The sequence below is a fragment of the Novosphingobium rhizosphaerae genome, assembly GCF_050920675.1.
Lineage (GTDB): Bacteria > Pseudomonadota > Alphaproteobacteria > Sphingomonadales > Sphingomonadaceae > Novosphingobium > Novosphingobium rhizosphaerae.
Genome location: NZ_CP137861.1, coordinates 329,708 through 349,973 on the forward strand (window position 1 = coordinate 329,708; position 20,266 = coordinate 349,973).

Sequence of the window (20,266 nt, forward strand, 5' to 3'; positions counted from 1 at the left end):
CCCCGACGTTTCTCGCAGGCATATGACGTTCAGGCGGCTGGGACACATTCCACGCCGCCTGGCTCAAGATACCGGTTCAGTCTGCTCGGCAATGCGCCAGCCGCCATCGCTGAAACGGTAGATGTGCTGGGAAATGCAGCGCTCCTGTTGGGCGCAGTCATCGCGCACGATCTTGGCAAAACGTTCGAGGCTTTCCCCATCGGGCATCAGCCTGACCAGCACGAAGCCATCGGACACGACCGTAACCATCAGATCGGGGCCAACCGCCTTGGCCAGGCGGGCAAACGCAGAGCGCTGCACCAGAAGGCTGCCGAGGTAATCATAGCCTTCAAAGCCGACACCGCTGGCCTTCACCTGATCGGGCCCTGGCAGGGAAGGCAGGTGCGCGGCGGTCTGCTGTTCGGCCAAGGCCCAGGCCTGTTCCTCACCCAAGCCCAGTTGCGCCAGTTGCGAGCCGGTCACGATGCCGGTGGTTTCCGGCGCATCCATGGCAAGAATGGCAAAGAGATCATCGCCGATCCGGCGCAGGTAGGCGGTCGGCGTGCCATCCTTCTGCGGTGGCATTGCCCTGATCTGGTCGGCATAGCCCTGCCCCCGGACAATCACGCGCAGGCCTTCGCGTGAAAGCACCGGCGACGGCGCCAGAACCTTCGCCAGAAAGGCGCTCTTTACCTGCGAGCAGGTTGCCCTGTCGTTGGCCTGGCAGAACTGCCATATCCGGTCGAGGTTGATCATGACGTCATCCTCACCCTGCCGGATGATCTGAAGCTGGAGCGGATCGCTGGGGGTGGCAACCAGCTTTGCCTTGGGCAGGCGCCGAGCCATATCGGCCATGACCTCGGCGCGAAACTGTTCCGGGCTTTGTGCATGCAGCGGCTGGCCTGCCAAAGCCATGACCACTAAACCGAAATAACCCAACCCCCGCATACTGCGCTTCTCCCCGTGCCGAGGTTGGCATGGCGCGGCGAGCGCGCCAAGTTTTTTTCACCCCATTTCAGAACGGAATTTCGGCCCCGTCCCAAGCCCATAGCTTGCCGCTGTCGGCGGGTTTCAGCTTGTTCAGCACGGCCAGCATGGCGTTGGCGGAATAGTCCGGCGTGAACAGCTTGTCGGGGCTCACCCCGCGCTGGAACGGCGCGGACAGGGCCGTATCCACCGTACCGGGATGGAGCGCCGCAGCAACCGCCTGCGGATGGCTGCGCGCCAGTTCGATCGCCAGGCCGCGCAGGAGCATATTGAGCGCCGCCTTGGCCGCGCGATAGCCGTGCCAGCCGCCCAGGCGGTTGTCGGAAATCGAGCCGACCCGTGCCGACAGCACGGCGAACACGCCGCGCCGATCGCGCGGCAGCAGCGTGGGGATCTGGGCCATGACCAGGGCCGGGCCGATCGTGTTCACGGCAAACTGCTGGGCCAGCGCCGCGCCGCGCAAGCCGCGCACGCTTTTTTCGGGGCCACTGCCATCGGGCAGAGTCAATTGCCCGGTGGCGACGAGCACCATGTCGAGCGGGCCGGATCGGGCCAGGGCTTCACAGGCCTGCGCCACGCCGGGTTCATCGCCATAATCGAACGTGAAGGGTCTAACCTTGGCCGTGGCAGCGATGGGGCGGCGCGCGCCCGCGTGAACCACCGCAATATCGTCTCGCGCCGCCAGTGCGGCCACCAGGGCCGCACCGATCCCACCCGATGCGCCGAATACCGCAACCTGCCTGCCACCGTCCGTCATGCCAGGAATGTGGGAGCGCAGGCCGGCACTGTCGACCAGCCCGAAAGGGCGGATCAGGCCACGTCGGCAACGCCCGCCGTGTCCCCGCATTCGTCGAGCGGGAGGTCTTCACGCAAGCGTGGGTGATCGAGCAGGAAGCCCTGCACCTGGGTGCAGCCGACCGAGCGCAGGAACGCCAGTTGCGCTTGGGTTTCAACCCCTTCGGCCAGGATCGGCACTTGCAGCGATTCGCCGATGGTGATGATCGCTTTCAACAGCATGCGGCCCTTGGGCTCCACATCGTAGGTCGTCACGAACGAGCGATCGATCTTGATCTTGTCGATCGGGAACAGGTTGATCGCCTCGAGCGAGGAATAGCCCACGCCGAAATCATCCACGGCGATCTGCACGCCCAGCGCTTTCAAGCGGCGCATCGCATGCAACGCGCGATCGCGATGGGTGATCAGCGCGGTTTCGGTGAGTTCGAGTTCCAGCCGCGCGGGCGAAAGGCCGGTATCGACCAGAATCTGGTGTACCAGCCGATCGAACTGCGGATCGCACAGCTGCACTGCCGAGACATTGACCGCCACGCGCACCGGCTGCGGCTCACGCGCGGCGAGCTGGCAGGCCTCGCGCAGGACGAACGCCCCGATCGGGCCGATCAGGCCAGTTTCCTCGGCCAGGGGAATGAACACCGCCGGGCTGATCAGGCCGCGGGTGGGGTGGATCCACCGCGCCAGCGCTTCATAGCCCACCACCGTACCGGTCATCGTGTCGTGCTGGGCCTGGTAATGCACCACGATCTGGCCCCGCGCCACGGCAAGGGCGAGATCGTCGAGCAGCGCGACCCGCGTGCGCGAGGGCTCGTCGCTCTGCGGGTCATAGCGGGTATAGGCAACGTGCGGATCGGCCTTGGCCCGGCGCATGGCAAGATCGGCATTGCCCATCAATTCGTCGACGCACGAGCCATCTTCGGGCGACAGCGCATAGCCGATGCTGCCACCCGTGCCCAAGACCAGATCACCGTCGTGCAGCGGCGTGGCCAGCGCGCGGGCGAGGCGCGAGAGGAAATCGTCGATGTCTTCGCTCTGCGACACCAGGCGGCAGGCGGCAAATTCATCGCCATGCAGCCGCGCGACATGCTCACCAGGCTGCAGTGCCTGGCGCAGCGCGCGCGCGACGGTGCACAACAGGGCATCGCCCGCCTCGCGCCCATGGCGATCGTTGATCGCCTTGAAGCGCACCAGGTCGATCATCACGCACAGTGCCGCCGGCGGTTCGTCTGCCGTACCAGACAGCCCGACCGGCGCCATCGCCGGCCCAGCGCGGGCAGTGCCGGCCTCGACCAGCAAATGCTTGAGTCGCTCGGCAAAGGCGCCACGATTGGGCAGGCCCGTCAGGCTATCGTGCGTGGCGAGGAAGGCATTGTATTCGGACAGCGCGCGCTTTTGCACCAAGGCCTGGCGGAACTGCTCGAGCGCGGTGCCGATCCGTCCGAATTCGTGGCTCGTGGCCAGACTCTCCACCGGTCGGTCGATGTTGCCATGGGCCATGCGCAGGGCAATCCGCTCCACCCGCCGCAGCGGGCGCAGCAAGGCCCGCCGCAGCCAGAGCGAGAGCGCCAGCAATGCGGCCAGCGCCACGCATACCAGCCACGTCACTTCATCAAGGAACATGCGCCGCCAGTGCGCACGCTCTGCCGCCATGTTCGCCTGCGCGCTATAGACACCGATGACCTGCCCCGGGCGCAACGCGCCTGGTCCGGCGCCATGGCAGGCAACACAGCGCGCGTCGGCCGCGACGCCCTGGCCCAGGATCACCGGGCGCACGATGCGCACCGTGTCGCCGCGCGTGTCGATCAGTTCGCGCCTGCGCGCAAGGCCTGCCTTGTCGAGCGCATCGCGCGGCGGTTCGATCGTGGCCGCGCCGCGGCGCGCCTGCCAGTACATCGTCTCGGCGCTCATCGCCATCCACACCTGGACATGGCCTTCATCGCGCGAAAAGGCGCTCATGGTGGCATCGAATGCGCGGGTTGCGCCATCGTCGTCCGACAACGTCGCGCGGTTGAGCATGGATTGCACATGGAGCGTGGAAAGCAGATCGATTGCGCTTTGCGCCCGGCGCGTGGCGGCGTCGCGGATGCTGTTGTCGGCCCGGACGATGGAAAAGACCACGCTGGACAGCAGCATCGCCACCAGGATCATCGCCACGCCAGCCAGCACCCCGCCAGCCAGCGAGCCGGGCCGACGGGTACGGGCTTCGGCCCCAATCAATCCGGCAGAAACTGCTCCAGGCATGACATCGCTTTCCCCGTGCCTTGCGCGCAAGGCCCCACTCCAAGGCGGCTTTATCCATCGGGGTTTCACGTTGCCTTGCCGGCCATTTCCGCAGGCGCGCGGATGCCGGGGCTATGCCCCTGTTAACCTTGCCACAGTTGCCGCCGGGCGAAATGCATGGGCCGTTCATCCGATCGGCCTTGCGCCGGGCGCATGCCGGGGCCATCTTCCCGCGGGGCGGCAAGCCCATGCCCGCCCATGCAAGACAGGATCGCTTGATGGCCTCGACCCCTTCCGCCGCAACCGCAAATCAGGCTGACATCGGCCAGGCTGCCACCATCACCCTGACCCCGCCCGATCCCGTGCCCGTGGTCGCGCCACACCAGGCCGCCGGGCTGGTGCCGGTGGCCGAGGAAACGCGCAGCAAGCTGGAAGCCAAGGCGCAATCGTTCGTGGACGAATTGCTGGCGCAGGATGCCGCCAGCCCCGAATTCGGCAAGCGGGTGGACCAGTTGACCGCCATGGGACGCAAGGAAATCGCCCAGGCGGCGGGGATGTCCAACCGTTTCCTGGACCGGCCGATCCGGGCGATGGACAAGGATTCGGGCGTGGGCGCCGATCTGGCCCAGCTGCGCCGGACGATCGAGGACCTCGATCCCGCGCGCAAGGGCGCGCTGTCTTCGCCGCGCAAGTTCCTGGGCATCATCCCCTTTGGCAGCAGCATGAAGAAGTACTTCGACGGCTATGTTTCGGCCCAGGGGCACATCAAGGCGATCCTGGAACGGCTGGCCGCCGGCAAGGACGAACTGCTGATGGACAATGCCGCGATCGACGTGGAGCGGCAGAAGCTGTGGGAAGCGATGGGCCAGCTTGAGCAGATGATCGCGATTGCCCGCCTGCTCGACACCAAGCTGGAAGATGCCGCTGCCGACCTCGATCACACCGACCCGGCCAAGGCCAAGGCGATCCGCGAAAGCGCGCTGTTCTATACCCGCCAGCGCGCGCAGGACCTGCTCACGCAGATGGCCGTGACCGTCCAGGGCTACCTCGCGCTGGACCTGGTCAAGAAGAACAACGTGGAACTGGTCAAGGGCGTGGACCGTGCCAGCACCACCACCGTGGCCGCGCTGCGCACCGCAGTGACCGTGGCCCAGGCGATGACCAACCAGCGCCTGGTGCTCGAACAGATCACCGCGCTCAACACCACCACCGCCAACATCATCGATTCCACGGGCAAGCTGCTGCGCGAGCAGACCGGGCGCATCCACGAAATGGCGGCTTCAAGCACGATTCCCTTGGAAACCCTGCAGCGCGCGTTCCAGAACATCTACGACACGATGGACACGATCGACACGTTCAAGCTCAAGGCGCTCGACGCGATGAAGCAGACGGTCGATACGCTTTCGGGCGAAGTGGAAAAATCCAAGGGATACATCGCGCGCACCGAAGGCGCGGCGCGGAACCAGGCGCAGGCCAGCGCGCCTTCGCTGCTGAGCTTGGAGGGGTGATGATTTCTGGCGTTGCCGGTGGCTCCCACCACGCCCCGACTCCCTCTTGTGAAGAACAGGGGGAGCAGAATGCCCTGAAAAGCCGCCTACTGCTTCGGGTAGGGAGATCAGGGTGGTGGATACCGAGCGCAAACTTTTCACAGGCCCAACCATGACCGCATCCCAATCAGACCTTATCCTGCGCGAAGCGCGTGCCAGCCTGGCGCACCAGCGCGCCGGGGGCCGGCGGCGCTCGATCGGCGTGCGCTCGGCCGAGCTCAAGCGGCAGCACGTGGCGAAAAAAGCCGCGCGCATGGCCATGGCCGTCGGCGCGGTGCTGGTGGCGGCGATGGCCTTGGGCCTGGTGATCGACGGCATCGGCTTGCTCGGCCTCTTGCTCACCATCCTGGCGGTAATCGGGGTGCTGGGTTTCTTTGCGACTTATCCGCAGCTCAAGGTGCCCGACCTTGCCAGCATCAACCGCGGCGACGTGCGCACCATGGTGGGCCGCACGCAATTGTGGCTGGAAGCGCAGGCACCGGCCCTGCCCGCCCCGGCGGTGCGGCTGGTGGACCAGATCGGCGGCCAACTCGATGGGCTGGGCCTGCAGCTTGAAGGGATCGACCAGGCCGAGCCAGCCGTGGCGCAAGTGCGCAGCCTGGTGGGCGAGCATCTGCCCGGCATGGTGGAATCCTGGCGGCGCATTCCTCCCCACTTGCGCCAGGAAGAGCGCGGCGGGCGCAATGCCGACCAGCAGCTGGCCGATGGCCTGGCCAAGATAAGCGGCGAGATCGACGAGATCACCCGCCAACTGGCCGCCGGTGACATCGATGCCCTGGCCATTCGCGGCCGCTATCTTGACTATCGTTATGGCAATGCGCTGGAAGGCGCGGACGCGGCGCCGGCCCAATTGCCCCCCCTGGATCCGGCTCGGCCGGTGGAGACGAAATAATGCGCATTGCCCTGCCCCATACCCTTGGCAAGGACGAAGTCCGCACGCGCCTGCACACGCGCCTGGGCGATGCCTCGGGCAAGGCGAGCGAACTGATCGGCGGCATGGCCCAGGTGGAAACCGCCTGGACCGACGAGGATCACCTGACCATGACGGTTTCGGCGATGGGCTTTACCATCCCAAGCCATGTGACCCTGGAAGAAAGCCAGGTGCTGTTCGACGTGGATATCCCGGCCGGACTGGGCTTTGCGCGCGGCATGATCGAGGGCATGATCCGCGAAAAGGGCGAAAAGCTGCTGGCCTGAGTGTTGGGGAGCGGGCCGGCGCCGCAACGCCGAAACGAAGTTTCGGCACAGAGAATCACAAATCCTTGCGTTCCAGCTCCAGCAATTCGGGCGGCAGGCGCAGCGTGCTGGCAACCAGGCGAGTTTCCAGTAGCAGGTAGATCAGGGCGATCATCAAGAGCGCGATGGCGATGAAAAAGGCCGTGGCCGTCACGTCACCCAGATGGGCGATGCCGGTCATCTGGGAAAAGAACAGCGATCCCACCGTCACCCCGATACCCAGCCCCGAAAGCACGAGCAGCAGGAGCGCGCGGCCGATCAGCTGGATGCGGCGATCGACATAGCGCATTTCCACCACCACGGCATCGTGGGCAAGGCCGGTGGTTTCCGCGTGCAATTTCTGCAGATGGCGCGAGCGATCGACAATCCGGCCCAGGCGGGTGGTGAGGATATTCATGATGTTGCCGATCGCCACCAGCACGAAGACCGGGGCAAGCGACAACTGGATGGTCTGGGCGATCATGCGGCCCTTATTGCCGCGATGACCGCCCGATGCGCAAGCGCGCTCATTCCATCAGTTTGAGGATATCGTCCACACCGATCGTGGCAAAGCCCACCGCGCTATCGGAAATGCCATAAGGCACCAGCAGGTTGTCTTCCACCATCAGCGCACCGCACGTGTAGACGACGTTGGGCACATAGCCATAGCGATCGGCGTCGATGGCGGTCAGCAGCGGCACCTTGCTGCGCGCGATGACCTTGGATGGATCATCGCGATCGAGCAGGGCACAGCCCAACGCATACTTGCGCATTGCCCCCACCCCGTGGGTAAGCAGCAGCCAGCCCTGGTCGGTGAGGATCGGGCTGCCGCAATTGCCGATCTGCACGAATTCCCAAGGGAACTTGGGCTCCATCAACAGGACGCCGTCATCGTCCCAGCAATCCAGCCGGTCAGAGCGCAGCAGGAACAGGTTCTTGCCATCCTGGCGGCCGACCATGGCATAGCGCCCGTCGATCGTCTGCGGAAACAACGCCATGCCCTTGTTGCGCCCGGCGCGGCCCTGGATGGGCTCCAGCCGGAAGCGACGGAAATCGCGGGTGCGCAGCAGTTCCGAACGGATCGCGCTGCCCGAATAGGCCGTGTACGTGCCGATCCACTCGTATTCGCCATCGCCATGGTCAAAGCGCACCAGGCGCAAGTCTTCCAGCCCGCCGCGTTGTTGCTCGGTAATCGGGAAGATCACGCTGTTCGACAGGCTGCTTTCGGCGTGGCGATGCAGCCAGACGCCCTGGTCGCTTTCGTTGCTGCCAGCGGCAAGCGGCGCGCTGGCATCGGGCAGCATGGCGGTGGCAAAGGCACTCTGCGGCCAAAGCTGGAACGAACCGTCTTCGTAGACCACGCCTTCGCGGAACACGATCGAGCTGATGTGCCCTTCGCCCACGGCGCGCAGGCTCATCACGAAACGCTGCGCACCATCCACCATGCCCGACTGGTCGGGATGGGGCACGATCGACGGGTTCATCAACGCGGCGGCCGCGTAGGTGTATTCGTGGCAGAAGTACGCACCGATCAGGCGCCGCCGGACGGGCGGAATGGCGCCGTCGTCCAGATCCAGCGCCTGGCGCACTTCGGCATAGCGCTCTTCGAACAACTGCTCGGTCTGCCAGTGGCGCTCCTCGAAATCGTGGAGCACCCGGGCATATTCGTCGGCCGCATCGGCTTCGTCGAGCGAGAGAACGTCCTTTACCAGGCGCGCGGCGCGCGATCCCCCGCCAGCTCCGCCCTGCCAGCCCAGATGAAAGGGCCGCAGGACAACGCGCGAAGGATCGGCATGGAGCCGCTGCTCAAGAATTCGCAAGCCGTTGCTGGCCGAGGGCGGGTTGGCCCCCGATCTGGCCGGCGAGAGGCTGGGCTTTGTATGCTCGGTCGCCAAGGACACTCCTTACCTTGCTGGTTTGACCAAGGGCCTGGGTTTCGCTGCCAACGCGCGGCGCCGCTGCGCGTTCCAGCCCGGCCAGCGCATAATGCGCCAGCTGGAATGCCAGGATCGATTCGGCCCCGCAATTGGCATTGACGCCGCGCGGCGTGATCCCGTCGCGACAACGCCCGCTGACCAGATCGCCCAGAGCCAGGCTCCGGTCGTTGGCACCCAGGAACCAGCGATAGGCCGCCTGGGCATGCCCACGCCACAAAGCGCGGGCCGAACCATCGGTATCTGCCTCACCATCGGCGTCAAGCGCGTGCCATGCCGCGGCGCAGGCTTCCACTGCGGCCCAGGCTTCCAGCGGCTGCTGGTCGAACGGCTTGGCTTCGTATGTGACGGCATGGGGAGGGGTAAAGGTTTCCGATCCGATGGCACGGAACTGTCCTTTGGCGGTGGTCTGTTGCGCCACGATGAACCGCAAGGCCTCGATGCCGCTTTCCAGCCAATCTGCCCGCTTTGTCAGATGGCCCGCCCGAATGAGGGCCTCGGGCAAGCGCGGATTGTCATAGCCCAGCATGGCCTCGAACCAGGCCCAGTCCGGGCGCCGGCCCTTGGCCAGCAACGCGTGAAGCAGGGCACCACCACGTTCCACCAAGGCGCGGCTGGGCCCGTGATCGGGCTCCACGGCGAGCACGTGGACCGCGCCCAGGATGGCAAAGGCCATGCTGCGCGGATAGTCCACCTGGCCTAGCGGCCCGACGGCAATATCGTACCACTGGCGCGCCCACTGCCGGAGACCGGCATCGGGGGCATGGGCCACGGCGTGGCCCAAGGCCCACAGCGTGCGGCCGTTGCTGTCTTCCGAGCCCACGTCTTCGCACCATGAGCGATCGAAGGCCATGAAATTGCGGAAGCGCCCGGCCTCGGGATTCCACGCATGCTGGATGAACGAGGCGAATACCGTGGCCCAGCGCTGCCGCTCTGCCAGGGGAATGCCATCGGCCACGCCCATGAGCATCAACGCGCGCACGTTGTCATCCAGGCAATAGCCATGGCGGCGGTCGGGCACGGTGCCGATCGCGTGCTGGAGCATGCCGGTGCTGTCGCACATCGCCCAGACGCCGCTTGCGCCCGGCGTAGCGGTGAGCGGAACCTGCAGCGGTGCGATCGCCGCCACGGTCTTGACCAGTTGCGCGCAGCCCTCGGCAAAGCGCGGCCAGATGGTTTCGCGCCCGCGCGCATAGGCACGGCGTTGCATCGCATCGAGCGCCTGCGGATCGCCAAGCAAGGCGTTGACTGCGCGGGCGAGCGCGGTGGCCGAACGCGGCGGCACCAGGGCGCCCACGCCATCGGCCAGCAACTCGCTGGCATGGAGATAGGGGGTAGACACCACCGCCTTGCCCAGCGCCACCGCATAGCTCAGCGTGCCCGAGGTGGACTGCTGAAGATTGGGATAGGGCGTGAGGTAGATGTCGCAGGCTTCAAGCTGGTCGAGCAGTTCGCCGGTTTCGAGGAAGCGGTTGTCCCACAGCACATGATCGGCCACGCCCAGATCACGGGCAAGGTCCATCAGGCTTTCGCGATAGGCTTCGCCTTCGGCGGCAACCAGGTTGGGGTGCGTGGCGCCCACGATGCGATAAACCGTGTTGGGATGCTGGGCGACGATCGCTGGCAGTGCCTCGATCGCGGTTTCCAGGCCCTTGCCCTGGCCAAGCAGGCCAAAGGTCATGATCACGTTCTTGTCGGCCAGGCCAGCGCGCGCCTTGAATTCGACACTACGCCCGAAAGGCCGATCGGGTGCGCCATGGGCAATCACCGTGACCCGGGCGGGATCGACGCCATAGACGCGTGACAGAACATCGCGGCCGTGCTCGCTCATCACCATCACGCCGCTGGCGCGGGCCAAGATATGTTCGAGCACCGCACGCTGCTGGGCCGAAGGGTCGGCCAGGACGGTGTGTAGCGTGACGATCAGCGGCGCTGCCACACGGTCGACGAGTTCGAGAACCAGCGCGCCCGAAGCGCCGCCGAAAATGCCGTATTCATGCTGAAGCCACACGGCATCCACCGCATCCTCATTGATGCGCCGCGCTGCGGTACGATAGTCCTCGGCACGGTCGGAGCGGATCACGCTGCGCGCCTGGGGATAAGCATGCGGCTCGGTCGGGCTATCGATTACGTGGAGATCGACCGACAGTTCGGGATGGTGCAAGCCCAGTTGCTCGAACAAGTCGGTGGTAAAAGTGGCAATGCCGCATTTGCGCGGCGCAAAACCGCCGATCAGCGCCAGTCGGCGGGCCGGCTGGCGAGCGCCATCGGCGGCGAAGAAATCAAGCACGGCCCCTGCCACAGGGGTGGCGCGCCGCAGGGAATTGGAAAGGTCGCTTGTCATCTGGCTGGCTCGCCCCGAAATCTGTCTGTTCGATGAACCAAACGATGCAGACCGGATAAAGTTGCATTGCGCTGCAACGCCATCCGATCGCGAGCCACTGATTTTGTCGCTGAAAAAGGGCAGTTCAAGGGTGTGGCGATGCAAAAATTATCGCATGTTGGCAAAAGCCGCGCCCCGTCGCTAGGGCGCCCACCAGCGCTGGCGCCAACCATAGTCGGCGGCCACCGGCTGCCCCTGCGCATCGCGCGCCGGACGGAAGCGGAAGCGTTGCATCGCCAGGCGGCAGGTGATGGCATCGGCCTCATCATTGCCGCTGGGCTGTTGCACGCGGCAGGCGGTGGGCGTGCCTTGGGTATCGACACGCAGCACAATCACCACTTGGCGGCCGGCGCGATCGGCGCGCCCGGCTGCGGGATAATCGCGCGTGGCGGTAATGTCGCCGGCGATCTTGGCCACGCCTTGGGCCAGGCCAGCGCCGTCGCCCGTGCCGCCCGCACCACTGCCGGTGCCGCTTCCCGCCGTGCCACCGCCCGTGCCGGTGCCGGCTGCGCCTGCGCCCGATCGCGCGGCATCGACGTTGGCAGCCACCGGGGCCGCGGCCAGCGCGGGGATGACGATGCGCGGGGGCGGCGCAGTGATCGCCTTGGGCCGGGCCTTGCGCCCGATCGCGCCGGTTGCCCCCGCTTCCGCGTGGCTGGGCGCGGGTGGCGGCGTAGGCTGGGGTGTTGGGCTGGGCACGGGCGCGGGCGGGGTAAAGACCACCAGGGCCGAAACGGGCAAATGCAGCGCGGGCATGCCCCCCGCAAGGCCCTTTACCAAGGCCAGAATCAGGCCCACGTGCAACAAGGCAACCGCGCCGCCAATGGCCAGATGGCGTTTCCAGCGCGCGTCCCTGGCGCTTTGGCGAATCACGTAGGAAGCCATGGCGGAGGCATAATCGTTCGCAGGCCAATCGGGTTCCCGGCGGCACGACACGGGCAAAAAACGGGACAGGGCGTTGCAACCAGGGGATAGACCCCCGCGATGCCACCCATTTCGTATCATCGGCAGTTTCGCCAATCCCCCATATGCGGTAGGCTTTGGCAAAGATGGGGTGCTGCCAGACCGTGCGTTCGGCCTGCGACAGGCGCCACCAAGGATTGAGCGCATGAGAATTCTGGTTGTCGAGGACGAGCCCTTGCTCGCAATGCTGCTGGAGGAAAACCTGGCAGACCTCGGCCATGACAAAGTGACAGCGGTGGCCACGGTGGACCAGGCGCTTTCGGCACTGGACGAAGGCCCGGTGGACGCCGCGCTGCTCGACTTCTCGCTGGGCAGCGACACCACGTCAGTGCCCGTTGCGTTGCGCCTGCGCGAAGAAGGCACGCCGTTCTTCTATCTTTCGGGCCACGCTTCGTTCGATCCCGATTCCGGCGCGCCCGAAGCGCCGATGCTGCCCAAGCCCGTCAGCCTGAGCGCGCTGCGCGAGGCCCTCTCGTCGCTGATCGAGGCGAACTAAGCGGGCGCCGGGGCTGTTCCCCGCCTCTCAACTTTCCAGAAAACTGTCTTCCCGCGCCAGGCTGACCAGCCGCAGCCCGTGCGCCTGCGCGCGCTCTGCCGCCAGGGTAGAGGCAGCCGAAACGGTGACAAGCAGGGGCACGCCCGCGATCACCGCCTTTTGCACCAGTTCGAAGCTGCACCGCGCGGTCAGCACCACGAAGCCGTCTGCCGGGTCCCGCCCGACGCGGGCCAAGGCCCCCACCAGCTTGTCGAACGCGTTGTGCCGGCCCACGTCTTCGCGCAACAGCACGATCGCACCATCGCGCGTGCAAAAGGCGGCGGCGTGGGCCGCCCGCGTCGCCTGGCCCAGCACTTGGCGATCCCCCAGCGCGGCGGTGGCGCGAAAGATTGCGGCATCGTCCACTGCCAGCTGCACCGGTACCTGCGGGAGCGGGCGCAAGACCTGCTCCAGGCTTTCGATCCCGCACAACCCGCACGATCCCTCGGAAAGGCGCAACCGCGCACGTTCCAGCAATGGCGCGGCATCGCCCGTGGCGAGCGTGATGCGCAACATCCAGCCGCGCCCCTCGATTTCGGCAGCCTGTGCCGCAACGAACCCGCTGGCATCGGCAATCAATTGTTCAGCAAGGCAAAAGCCCAGCGCATAGTCTTCCAGATCGGTGGGCGTGGCCATCATCACGGCATAGCCCAGGCCATTGATCTCGATGGCCACCGGCGCTTCTTGCGCCAAGGCGCGTTCGTGCACGGTCGCCGCGCGGCCATCGGCGAAGTGTTCGGCAAAGCGATGCGCGGTGGCACCTGGCGGCAGACTATCCGGCATCGGCGCCATGGTGCGCGGGATCGGTCGCCTTGGTCTGCGGCGGCGGGGCATGGCCGGCGGCCAGTTCGGCCAGGGCCGCGCGCGCCACGGGATCGATCCCATCTTCGCCCTGCATGGCAAGATGGGCAAAGACCTGCCGCAGCATCGCCGGGCTCCAGAACGCGCGGATATGATCGGCCACGGCGGCGACCGGGTGCGGCTCGTGCTTCAGATTCCGCGCGATCTGGTTGGCCATGTAGACCAGCTTGGCTTCGGTCTGCCCGCTCATTCGGCCGGCTCCATCGCGCTGCCGGCAATGCGGCGCGCCTGGCGGGTCTGCTCGGCATAGTCCTGCTGCCATTCGCTCGGCCCGTTCGACGGGGTGATCTGCACCGCCGTCACCTTGTATTCCGGGCAATTGGTGGCCCAGTCGGAATAGTCGGTGGTTACCACATTCGCCTGCGTCGCCGGGTGGTGGAACGTGGTGTAGACCACGCCCGGCGCCACGCGATCCGTCACCGTGGCGCGCAGCGTGGTCTCGCCCGAGCGGCTGGCCAGGCGCACCCAGTCCCCGCTCTTGATCCCGCGATTTTCCGCGTCGGTGGGATGGATTTCCAGCAGGTCTTCAGGGTGCCACACGCTGTTTTCGGTGCGCCGGGTCTGCGCACCCACATTGTATTGCGACAGGATGCGCCCGGTGGTCAGCAGCAGCGGGAAGCGCGGGCCGGTGCGCTCGTCGGTGGGGACATAGTCCGTCACCACGAACTTGCCCTTGCCGCGCACGAAGCCTTCGATGTGCATGATCGGCGAGCCATCGGGCGCGGCGTCATTGACCGGCCATTGCAACGATCCCTCGGCATCGAGCCGGGCATAGTTGACCCCGGCAAAGCTGGGGGTGAGGCGGGCGATTTCGTCCATGATCTGGCTGGGGTGTGTGTAGTTCCAATCCAGGCCCAGCGCCCGGGCCAGTTCCTGGGTCACTTCCCAATCCTGATAGCCATTCAAGGGCTCCATCACCTTGCGCACCGGCTGGATGCGGCGTTCGGCATTGGTGAACGTGCCGTCCTTTTCCAGGAACGAGGAGCCGGGCAGGAAGACGTGGGCATAGTTGGCGGTTTCGTTGAGGAACAAGTCATGCACGATGACGCAGTCCATCGCCGCGAGGCCCGCCGCGACATGCCTGGTATCCGGGTCTGACTGGAGGATGTCTTCGCCCTGGATGTAGAGGCCCTTGAACAGGCCGTCGGTGGCCGCATCGAGCATGTTGGGAATGCGCAGGCCCGGTTCGGGATCGATCCTGACGCCCCATTCCGCCTCGAACAGCGCGCGCGTGGCGGCGTCCGACACATGGCGATAACCCGAAAGCTCGTGCGGGAAGCTGCCCATGTCGCAGGCGCCCTGCACATTGTTCTGCCCACGCAGGGGGTTCACCCCCACCCCGCGCCGGCCAATGTTGCCCGTCGCCATGGCGAGATTGGCGATCGCCATCACGGTGGACGAGCCCTGGCTGTGCTCGGTCACGCCCAGGCCATAATAGATCGCACCATTGCCGCCCGTGGCGAATAGCCGAGCGGCACCGCGGATGAGATCGGCCGGCACGCCGGTGACGGGTTCGAGGAATTCGGGGCTGTTGCGTTCTTGCCCCACGAATTCGGCCCAGTGCTGGAACTCGTCCCAATCGCAGCGTTCGCGCACGAAAGCCTCGTCCACCAGCCCTTCGGTAACGATCACGTGGGCCAGCGCGGACAGCACCGCCACATTGGTGCCGGGGCGCAGCGGCAGGTGATAGTCTGCCTCGATATGCGGGCTGCGCACCAGATCGGTGCGGCGCGGATCGATCACGATCAGCTTGGCCCCCTGGCGCAGGCGGCGCTTCATCCGGCTGGCGAACACGGGATGGCCATCGGTGGGATTGGCGCCGATCACCAGGATCACGTCGCTGTCTTCCACCGAATCGAAATCCTGCGTGCCGGCAGAGGTGCCGAACGTGGTCTTGAGGCCATAGCCGGTGGGCGAGTGGCAAACGCGGGCGCACGTATCGACATTGTTGGTGCCGAAACCGGCGCGCACCAACTTCTGCACGAGGAAGCCTTCCTCGTTGGTGCAGCGGCTGGAAACGATGCCGCCCAAGGCGTTGTTGCCATGCTGGGCCGCGATCGCCTTGAACCGGCTGGCGGCAAAGCCGAGTGCTTCCTCCCAGCTCGTTTCGCGCCAGGGCTGGTCGATGGATTCGCGCACCATCGGCTTCAAGACGCGGTCCTGATGCTGGGCATAGCCCCAGGCAAAGCGGCCCTTGACGCAGGAATGGCCGCGATTGGCCTTGCCGTCTTTCCACGGCACCATGCGCACGACTTGTTCCCCGCGCATTTCCGCGCGGAACGTGCAGCCCACGCCGCAATAGGCGCAAGTGGTGACCACGGCCCGCTCGGGCTTGCCGATCTCGGTAACGGCCTTTTCCATCAAGGCAGAGGTGGGGCAGGCCTGGACGCAGGCGCCGCACGACACGCATTCGGAAGAGAGGAAATCGTCGGACTTCACGCCCGCCGAAATCTGCGAGCCGAAGCCGCGCCCTTCCACCGTCAGGGCCAGGGTGCCCTGCACTTCATCGCAGGCGCGCACGCAGCGCGAGCAGACGATGCACTTGGTGGCGTCGAAATCGAAATAGGGATTGCTGGCGTCGGTCGGCGCTTCCAGATGGTTGGCGCCTTCATAGCCGAAGCGCACATCGCGCAGGCCGACGGCGGCCGCCTGGTCCTGAAGCTCGCAATCGTTGTTGGCGCTGCAGGTAAGGCAATCGAGCGGGTGGTCGGAGATGTAGAGCTCCATCACGCCGCGCCGCAGCTTGGCGAGCTTTTCGGTCTGGGTGTGGACCTTCATGCCCTCCGTTACCGGCGTGGTGCACGAGGCAGGCGTGCCGCGCATGCCGTCGATTTCCACAAGGCACAGGCGGCACGAACCGAACTGCTTCAGATTGTCGGTGGCGCAGAGCTTGGGAATGGAGCCACCCGAAACCGCCGCCGCGCGCATCACGGTGGTGCCGGCCGGCACGGTGACGGCGCGGCCATCGATTTCCAGCGTCACCTGGGTATCGGAACGGACCTCCGGGGTGCCGAAATCGGCCTGGCGTTCATAGCCCATGGGCATGCTCCTGCGCGGCGGCAAGATCCGCCGGGGTGTTGATATTGTGAGGAATGCTGTCGAGCGCAACGGCGCGCGCGCCAAGCGTTTGGGCAAAGGCGCGCAAGCTGTGCTTGCCGGTGCCGGCGAGCAAGGCATCGAGCGCGGGGGCGGCGCTGGCCGGCCACAAGCCGATCACCGGCTGGCTGGCGCAATAGGCCGGCGCGGGGGAAAGCTGGATGGCGAGATCATCATCATAGCCGAAGCTGTCGACGGCCGTGGTCAGAACTTCATCAAAACCATGCCGTGCGGCGTAATGAAGCGCGGCAGCAATCCCGCCCAATGGTCCCATGCCGCCGCGGGGCCAATCGGCCAGGCATGGCGCGGGCGCTTCACTGCGCCCAACCACGACCACGGCATCGCACTGGCGCTTGAGCGTTTCCACCGCACGCAGCAGCAAGCTTTGCCCGGCCAGTTGGGCCAAGGCTTTGTCACTGCCAAAGCGGGTGGACTGGCCACCGGCAAGAACGGCGCCCAGGATCATGGTTGCACCGAGACGCTGGCGCCAATGCCCTTCGACAGGCTCAGGGCGAACGGACGTGGGGTTTGCGAACCCTTGAAACCCGTTCGGGCTGAGCTTGTCGAAGCCCATTGGCTCAAGAACGCACTCACTCGGCCGCCTCCACCGCATCAGGCACGGCGCCGAAATCCTCGGGAAAGCGGCGCAGGGCAGAGAGGACGGGATAAGGCGTGAAGCCGCCCAGCGCGCAGAGCGAGCCGAACTTCATTGTCTCGCACAAGTCTTCGAGCAGGGCGATCTCGTCAGACAGCGTGCGCGCACCCTTTCGCGCGTTGTGGATCTGCGGCAGCGCTTCCACCGCGTCCGCCGCGCGGCCCTGGCGGGCACGGATGCGGTCGATCACTTCCACCCCGCGCGTGGAGCCAAGGCGGCAGGGTGTACATTTGCCGCAGGATTCGGCGGCGCAGAACTGCATGGCAAAGCGGGCCTGCGCGCTCATGTCCACGCTGTCGTCGAACACGGTAAGGCCAGCGTGGCCGATCAGGCCATCGGCGGCGGCAAAGCTTTCATAGTCGAACGGCAGATGGAAATCGGCGGGCGGGTGATAGGCGCCCAATGGCCCGCCCACCTGCACCGCGCGCACCGGGCGGCCCGATGCGGTGCCGCCGCCGACAACCTCGACCAGTTCGCCCAGCGTGATGCCGAAGCCCACTTCGTAAAGCCCGCCATACTTCACGTTGCCCGCGATCTGGATCGGCATGGTGCCCTTGGACCGGCCGAAGCCGACATCGGCATAGGCGGCGCCGCCGTTTGCCAGGATCCACGGTACGGCGGCGAGCGTCAGCACATTGTTGACCACGGTGGGCTTGCCGAACAGGCCTTCCAATGCCGGCAGCGGCGGCTTGGCGCGCACTTCGCCACGCTTGCCCTCAAGGCTGTTGAGCAGCGAGGTTTCCTCGCCACAGACATAGGCGCCGGCACCCACGCGCACCTCGACTTCGAATGGGGCGATATAGGGCCGCGCGGCTTGCGCGGCGGCCTGCATCTTGGCGATGGCATGGGGATATTCGCTGCGGATATAGACATAGCCCTTGGCCGCGCCCACGGCATGGGCAGCAATCGCCATGCCTTCGATCAGCATGAAGGGATCGCCTTCCATCACCATGCGGTCGGCAAAGGTGCCGCTGTCGCCCTCGTCGGCGTTGCAGACGATATACTTGGGCGCGGCAGCAGCCTTGGCCACTGTGGTCCACTTGATCGCGGCGGGAAAACCCGCGCCACCCCGGCCGCGCAGCCCCGATGTCATGACTTCGGCGATGGTCGCTTCGGGCCCGATCTGGCGCGCTTTGGCCAGGCCGCTCCAGCCGCCGTGGGCTTCGTAATCCTCAAGGCTCAGGGGCCGGGTCTTGCCAGCGCGGGCAAAGGTGAAGCGCTGCTGGCTGGCGATGAACGGATGATCGGCAATCGGGCCGATGCCCTTGTCACTGCTGCCGGCCAGCACGGCCGCCGCGTCGGCGGGTTCCAGCGGGCCGAAGCCCTGCCCGTCGATCTCGGCCAGCGGTTCGAGCCAGTGCATGCCCCAGCTGGACACGCGTTCCACCGTGCACCCCGCCGCTTCGAAAGCGGCGGCCACGGCATCGGCACCGCAGGCCAGGGCCAGCGCGTCGTCAGAAATGCGCACGACCGTGATGCCCACATTCGTCATACCAGGCCTCCCACCAGAGCGCCCAGCTTTTCAGGCGTCAACCGCGCGTGGAGCGTATCGCCCACCATGGCGTTCGGCCCCACGCTGCACAGCCCCAGGCAATAGACCGTTTCCACCTTCACCGGACCATCGGCCGGCAGCCGTGCGGCGAGCGCTTCCACGCCGCGTGCCTGGCAGCTTTCGGCGCGGCACAGCTTGACCACCGGGCGCGGTTCGGGCCGGGTGCGGAAATCGTGGTAGAAGCTGACCACGCCATGCACTTCGGCGCGGCTGAGGTTGAGCGCATGGGCAATCGCCCGCTCTGTATCCTCGCTCACATGGCCAAAGACGGCCTGCACATCGTGCAGGATCGGCAGCAGGGCGCCTTCGCGCCCGGCGTGGGCGGCAAGGATCCGGTCCAGTTCGGCAGGTTCGGTCATGGCCCGAAATGTCGCGCAGGAGGCCGGCAGCGTCAAATCGAATTGCGCGAAGTGTGATAGAGAATGTCTATCAAACCGACAGCGCCCTTGCCACGTCGAGCGCGGCGAGAGCCAGCGGTCCCATCGGCTGGCGATCGAGCACCACCAAGCCCAGGCGGCGTGCCGTTTCGGCGCCGGCCATGGGGCAGAGCGTGGCCCAGTCCAGCCCGGTCAGCAACGCGGCATAGCCATCGGGAATAATCGTGGCAAAACGCCCGGACTGCACAAGCGAGAGCAGCGCGACATAGCTGTCTGCCACCGCGCGCGGGGTCACGCTCAAGCCGCGCGCGGCAAACTGCGCGTCCAGGATACGGCGGTATTGCATGCCCTGGTGCAAGAGGCACAGCGGCTGCGCCGCAGCCTGCGCCCAATCCATGCTCGCCGGTGTCCCTTCACCTATTTCCTCCCCCGCATCCCGCCGCGTGACGAACAGATAGCGTTCCTCTGCCAGCGGCACCGCCACGACATGGGCGGGCGGTTCGTGATCCAGGTATGTCAGCCCGGCATCGCACGAAAGCGCTTGAAGATCCTGCTCGATTGCGCGGCTGGTGGCCTGGTGCACGGCCAGTTGCAGCCCCGGATGACGGCGCAGCAGCGCATCGCCAAAGCGGCCCACCAGCGGCAGCGCGGCGGGAATTGCGGCAAGGCGAAACGGCCCGGCCAGCGGCGCCGCGGTGGCGGCCACGGCCTGCGCCATGCTGCCCATCGCGCCCAGGATCTGTTCGGCCCAGGGCAGCATCGCCTGGCCCTGCGCCGTCAGGCCGATGAAGCGGCGATCGCGCTCCACCAGCCGCTTGCCCACCTCCTGTTCCAGCGCCGCCAAGCCAGCCGAAAGCGTGGGTTGCGACACCCCGCATTCCGCCGCCGCGCGGGCGAAATGGCCATGGCGGGCCAGCATCACGAAATAGCGCAAGTGGCGCAGTTGCATCGCCCCGCCCAACCCCCTCGAAAATTGAGAGGCCGTTTCTATCACAAACGGCGCCGCAATGCATGGCCCGTGCCGTCACGAACGGCCAAGGCGGCGGGACTATCGCTTCATTTCCGTGGGAACAGCAGGCCTGAAGCGGCCGAGGTGGGACTACTAAGGGCCAACCCCGATGGGCGGCGGCACGGATCGCGCTGGCGGGGGCAATTGGGGCATGCGCAAGC

Annotated in this window: 18 protein-coding genes; 4 read left to right on the plus strand and 14 right to left on the minus strand. The window is 66.3% G+C overall.

The window, feature by feature from the left end:
- Positions 1-63 precede the first annotated feature (63 nt).
- The 3 genes from R9J51_RS01635 to R9J51_RS01645 form a co-directional block, all read right to left on the minus strand.
- The gene (locus tag R9J51_RS01635; RefSeq protein WP_432787771.1) at positions 64-927 is read right to left on the minus strand and encodes a hypothetical protein; all 864 of its coding nucleotides are present in this window, start codon (positions 925-927) and stop codon (positions 64-66) included.
- A 67-nt stretch (positions 928-994) separates the two neighbouring features.
- Complete coding sequence (locus tag R9J51_RS01640; protein ID WP_179505688.1) at positions 995-1,723, minus strand: SDR family NAD(P)-dependent oxidoreductase; 729 nt, start codon at positions 1,721-1,723, stop codon at positions 995-997.
- Positions 1,724-1,776: 53 nt separating this feature from the next.
- Entirely contained in the window at positions 1,777-3,999 is a 2,223-nt protein-coding gene (locus R9J51_RS01645; protein WP_179505689.1) for a bifunctional diguanylate cyclase/phosphodiesterase, read from the minus strand.
- Positions 4,000-4,256: 257 nt separating this feature from the next.
- Between R9J51_RS01645 and R9J51_RS01650 the strand changes: the two genes are divergently transcribed.
- From R9J51_RS01650 to R9J51_RS01660, 3 genes are all read left to right on the plus strand, one after another.
- Positions 4,257-5,486 carry a toxic anion resistance protein gene (locus R9J51_RS01650; RefSeq protein WP_168556265.1) on the plus strand — a complete coding sequence of 410 codons (1,230 nt, stop codon included), beginning with the start codon at positions 4,257-4,259 and terminating at the stop codon, positions 5,484-5,486.
- Between the two features lie 151 nt (positions 5,487-5,637).
- The gene (locus tag R9J51_RS01655) at positions 5,638-6,417 is read left to right on the plus strand and encodes a hypothetical protein (RefSeq protein WP_179505690.1); all 780 of its coding nucleotides are present in this window, start codon (positions 5,638-5,640) and stop codon (positions 6,415-6,417) included.
- The gene (locus R9J51_RS01660) at positions 6,417-6,722 is read left to right on the plus strand and encodes a polyhydroxyalkanoic acid system family protein (RefSeq protein WP_168556263.1); all 306 of its coding nucleotides are present in this window, start codon (positions 6,417-6,419) and stop codon (positions 6,720-6,722) included. Before R9J51_RS01655 ends, R9J51_RS01660 begins: the two co-directional genes overlap by 1 nt.
- Positions 6,723-6,777: 55 nt before the next feature.
- Here R9J51_RS01660 and R9J51_RS01665 read toward each other — a convergent pair whose 3' ends face one another.
- The 4 genes from R9J51_RS01665 to R9J51_RS01680 form a co-directional block, all read right to left on the minus strand.
- The gene (locus R9J51_RS01665) at positions 6,778-7,224 is read right to left on the minus strand and encodes a DUF2721 domain-containing protein (RefSeq protein WP_168556262.1); all 447 of its coding nucleotides are present in this window, start codon (positions 7,222-7,224) and stop codon (positions 6,778-6,780) included.
- 43 nt (positions 7,225-7,267) lie between these two features.
- Positions 7,268-8,560, minus strand: coding sequence for a glycoside hydrolase family 130 protein (locus R9J51_RS01670; RefSeq protein ID WP_179505691.1), 1,293 nt, complete (start codon positions 8,558-8,560; stop codon positions 7,268-7,270).
- Complete coding sequence (locus tag R9J51_RS01675) at positions 8,547-11,018, minus strand: glycosyltransferase family 4 protein (RefSeq protein WP_179505692.1); 2,472 nt, start codon at positions 11,016-11,018, stop codon at positions 8,547-8,549. Before R9J51_RS01675 ends, R9J51_RS01670 begins: the two co-directional genes overlap by 14 nt.
- Positions 11,019-11,198: 180 nt before the next feature.
- Positions 11,199-11,930: a TonB family protein gene (locus R9J51_RS01680; protein WP_432787772.1), complete on the minus strand. Its 732-nt coding sequence runs from the start codon at positions 11,928-11,930 to the stop codon at positions 11,199-11,201.
- Between the two features lie 235 nt (positions 11,931-12,165).
- Here R9J51_RS01680 and R9J51_RS01685 point away from each other — a divergent pair, with 235 nt between their 5' ends.
- Entirely contained in the window at positions 12,166-12,516 is a 351-nt protein-coding gene (locus R9J51_RS01685; protein WP_168556258.1) for a response regulator, read from the plus strand.
- A 27-nt stretch (positions 12,517-12,543) separates the two neighbouring features.
- Here the strand turns inward: R9J51_RS01685 and fdhD are convergent, their stop codons facing one another.
- The 7 genes from fdhD to R9J51_RS01720 form a co-directional block, all read right to left on the minus strand.
- On the minus strand, positions 12,544-13,347 hold the full coding sequence (fdhD, locus tag R9J51_RS01690) for a formate dehydrogenase accessory sulfurtransferase FdhD (RefSeq protein WP_432787774.1): 804 nt from the start codon (positions 13,345-13,347) through the stop codon (positions 12,544-12,546).
- The gene (locus R9J51_RS01695; RefSeq protein WP_168556257.1) at positions 13,328-13,606 is read right to left on the minus strand and encodes a formate dehydrogenase subunit delta; all 279 of its coding nucleotides are present in this window, start codon (positions 13,604-13,606) and stop codon (positions 13,328-13,330) included. The genes fdhD and R9J51_RS01695 overlap by 20 nt, the downstream gene beginning before the upstream one ends.
- Positions 13,603-16,455 carry a formate dehydrogenase subunit alpha gene (gene fdhF, locus R9J51_RS01700; RefSeq protein WP_179505695.1) on the minus strand — a complete coding sequence of 951 codons (2,853 nt, stop codon included), beginning with the start codon at positions 16,453-16,455 and terminating at the stop codon, positions 13,603-13,605. The genes R9J51_RS01695 and fdhF overlap by 4 nt, the downstream gene beginning before the upstream one ends.
- Positions 16,445-16,978, minus strand: coding sequence for a molybdenum cofactor guanylyltransferase (mobA, locus tag R9J51_RS01705; RefSeq protein WP_179505696.1), 534 nt, complete (start codon positions 16,976-16,978; stop codon positions 16,445-16,447). Before mobA ends, fdhF begins: the two co-directional genes overlap by 11 nt.
- 124 nt (positions 16,979-17,102) lie before the next feature.
- Positions 17,103-18,644: an NADH-ubiquinone oxidoreductase-F iron-sulfur binding region domain-containing protein gene (locus R9J51_RS01710; protein ID WP_179506610.1), complete on the minus strand. Its 1,542-nt coding sequence runs from the start codon at positions 18,642-18,644 to the stop codon at positions 17,103-17,105.
- A gap of 11 nt (positions 18,645-18,655) precedes the next feature.
- On the minus strand, positions 18,656-19,078 hold the full coding sequence (locus tag R9J51_RS01715) for an NAD(P)H-dependent oxidoreductase subunit E (RefSeq protein ID WP_179505697.1): 423 nt from the start codon (positions 19,076-19,078) through the stop codon (positions 18,656-18,658).
- Between the two features lie 70 nt (positions 19,079-19,148).
- The gene (locus R9J51_RS01720) at positions 19,149-20,045 is read right to left on the minus strand and encodes a LysR family transcriptional regulator (protein WP_179505698.1); all 897 of its coding nucleotides are present in this window, start codon (positions 20,043-20,045) and stop codon (positions 19,149-19,151) included.
- Positions 20,046-20,266: the final 221 nt, after the last annotated feature.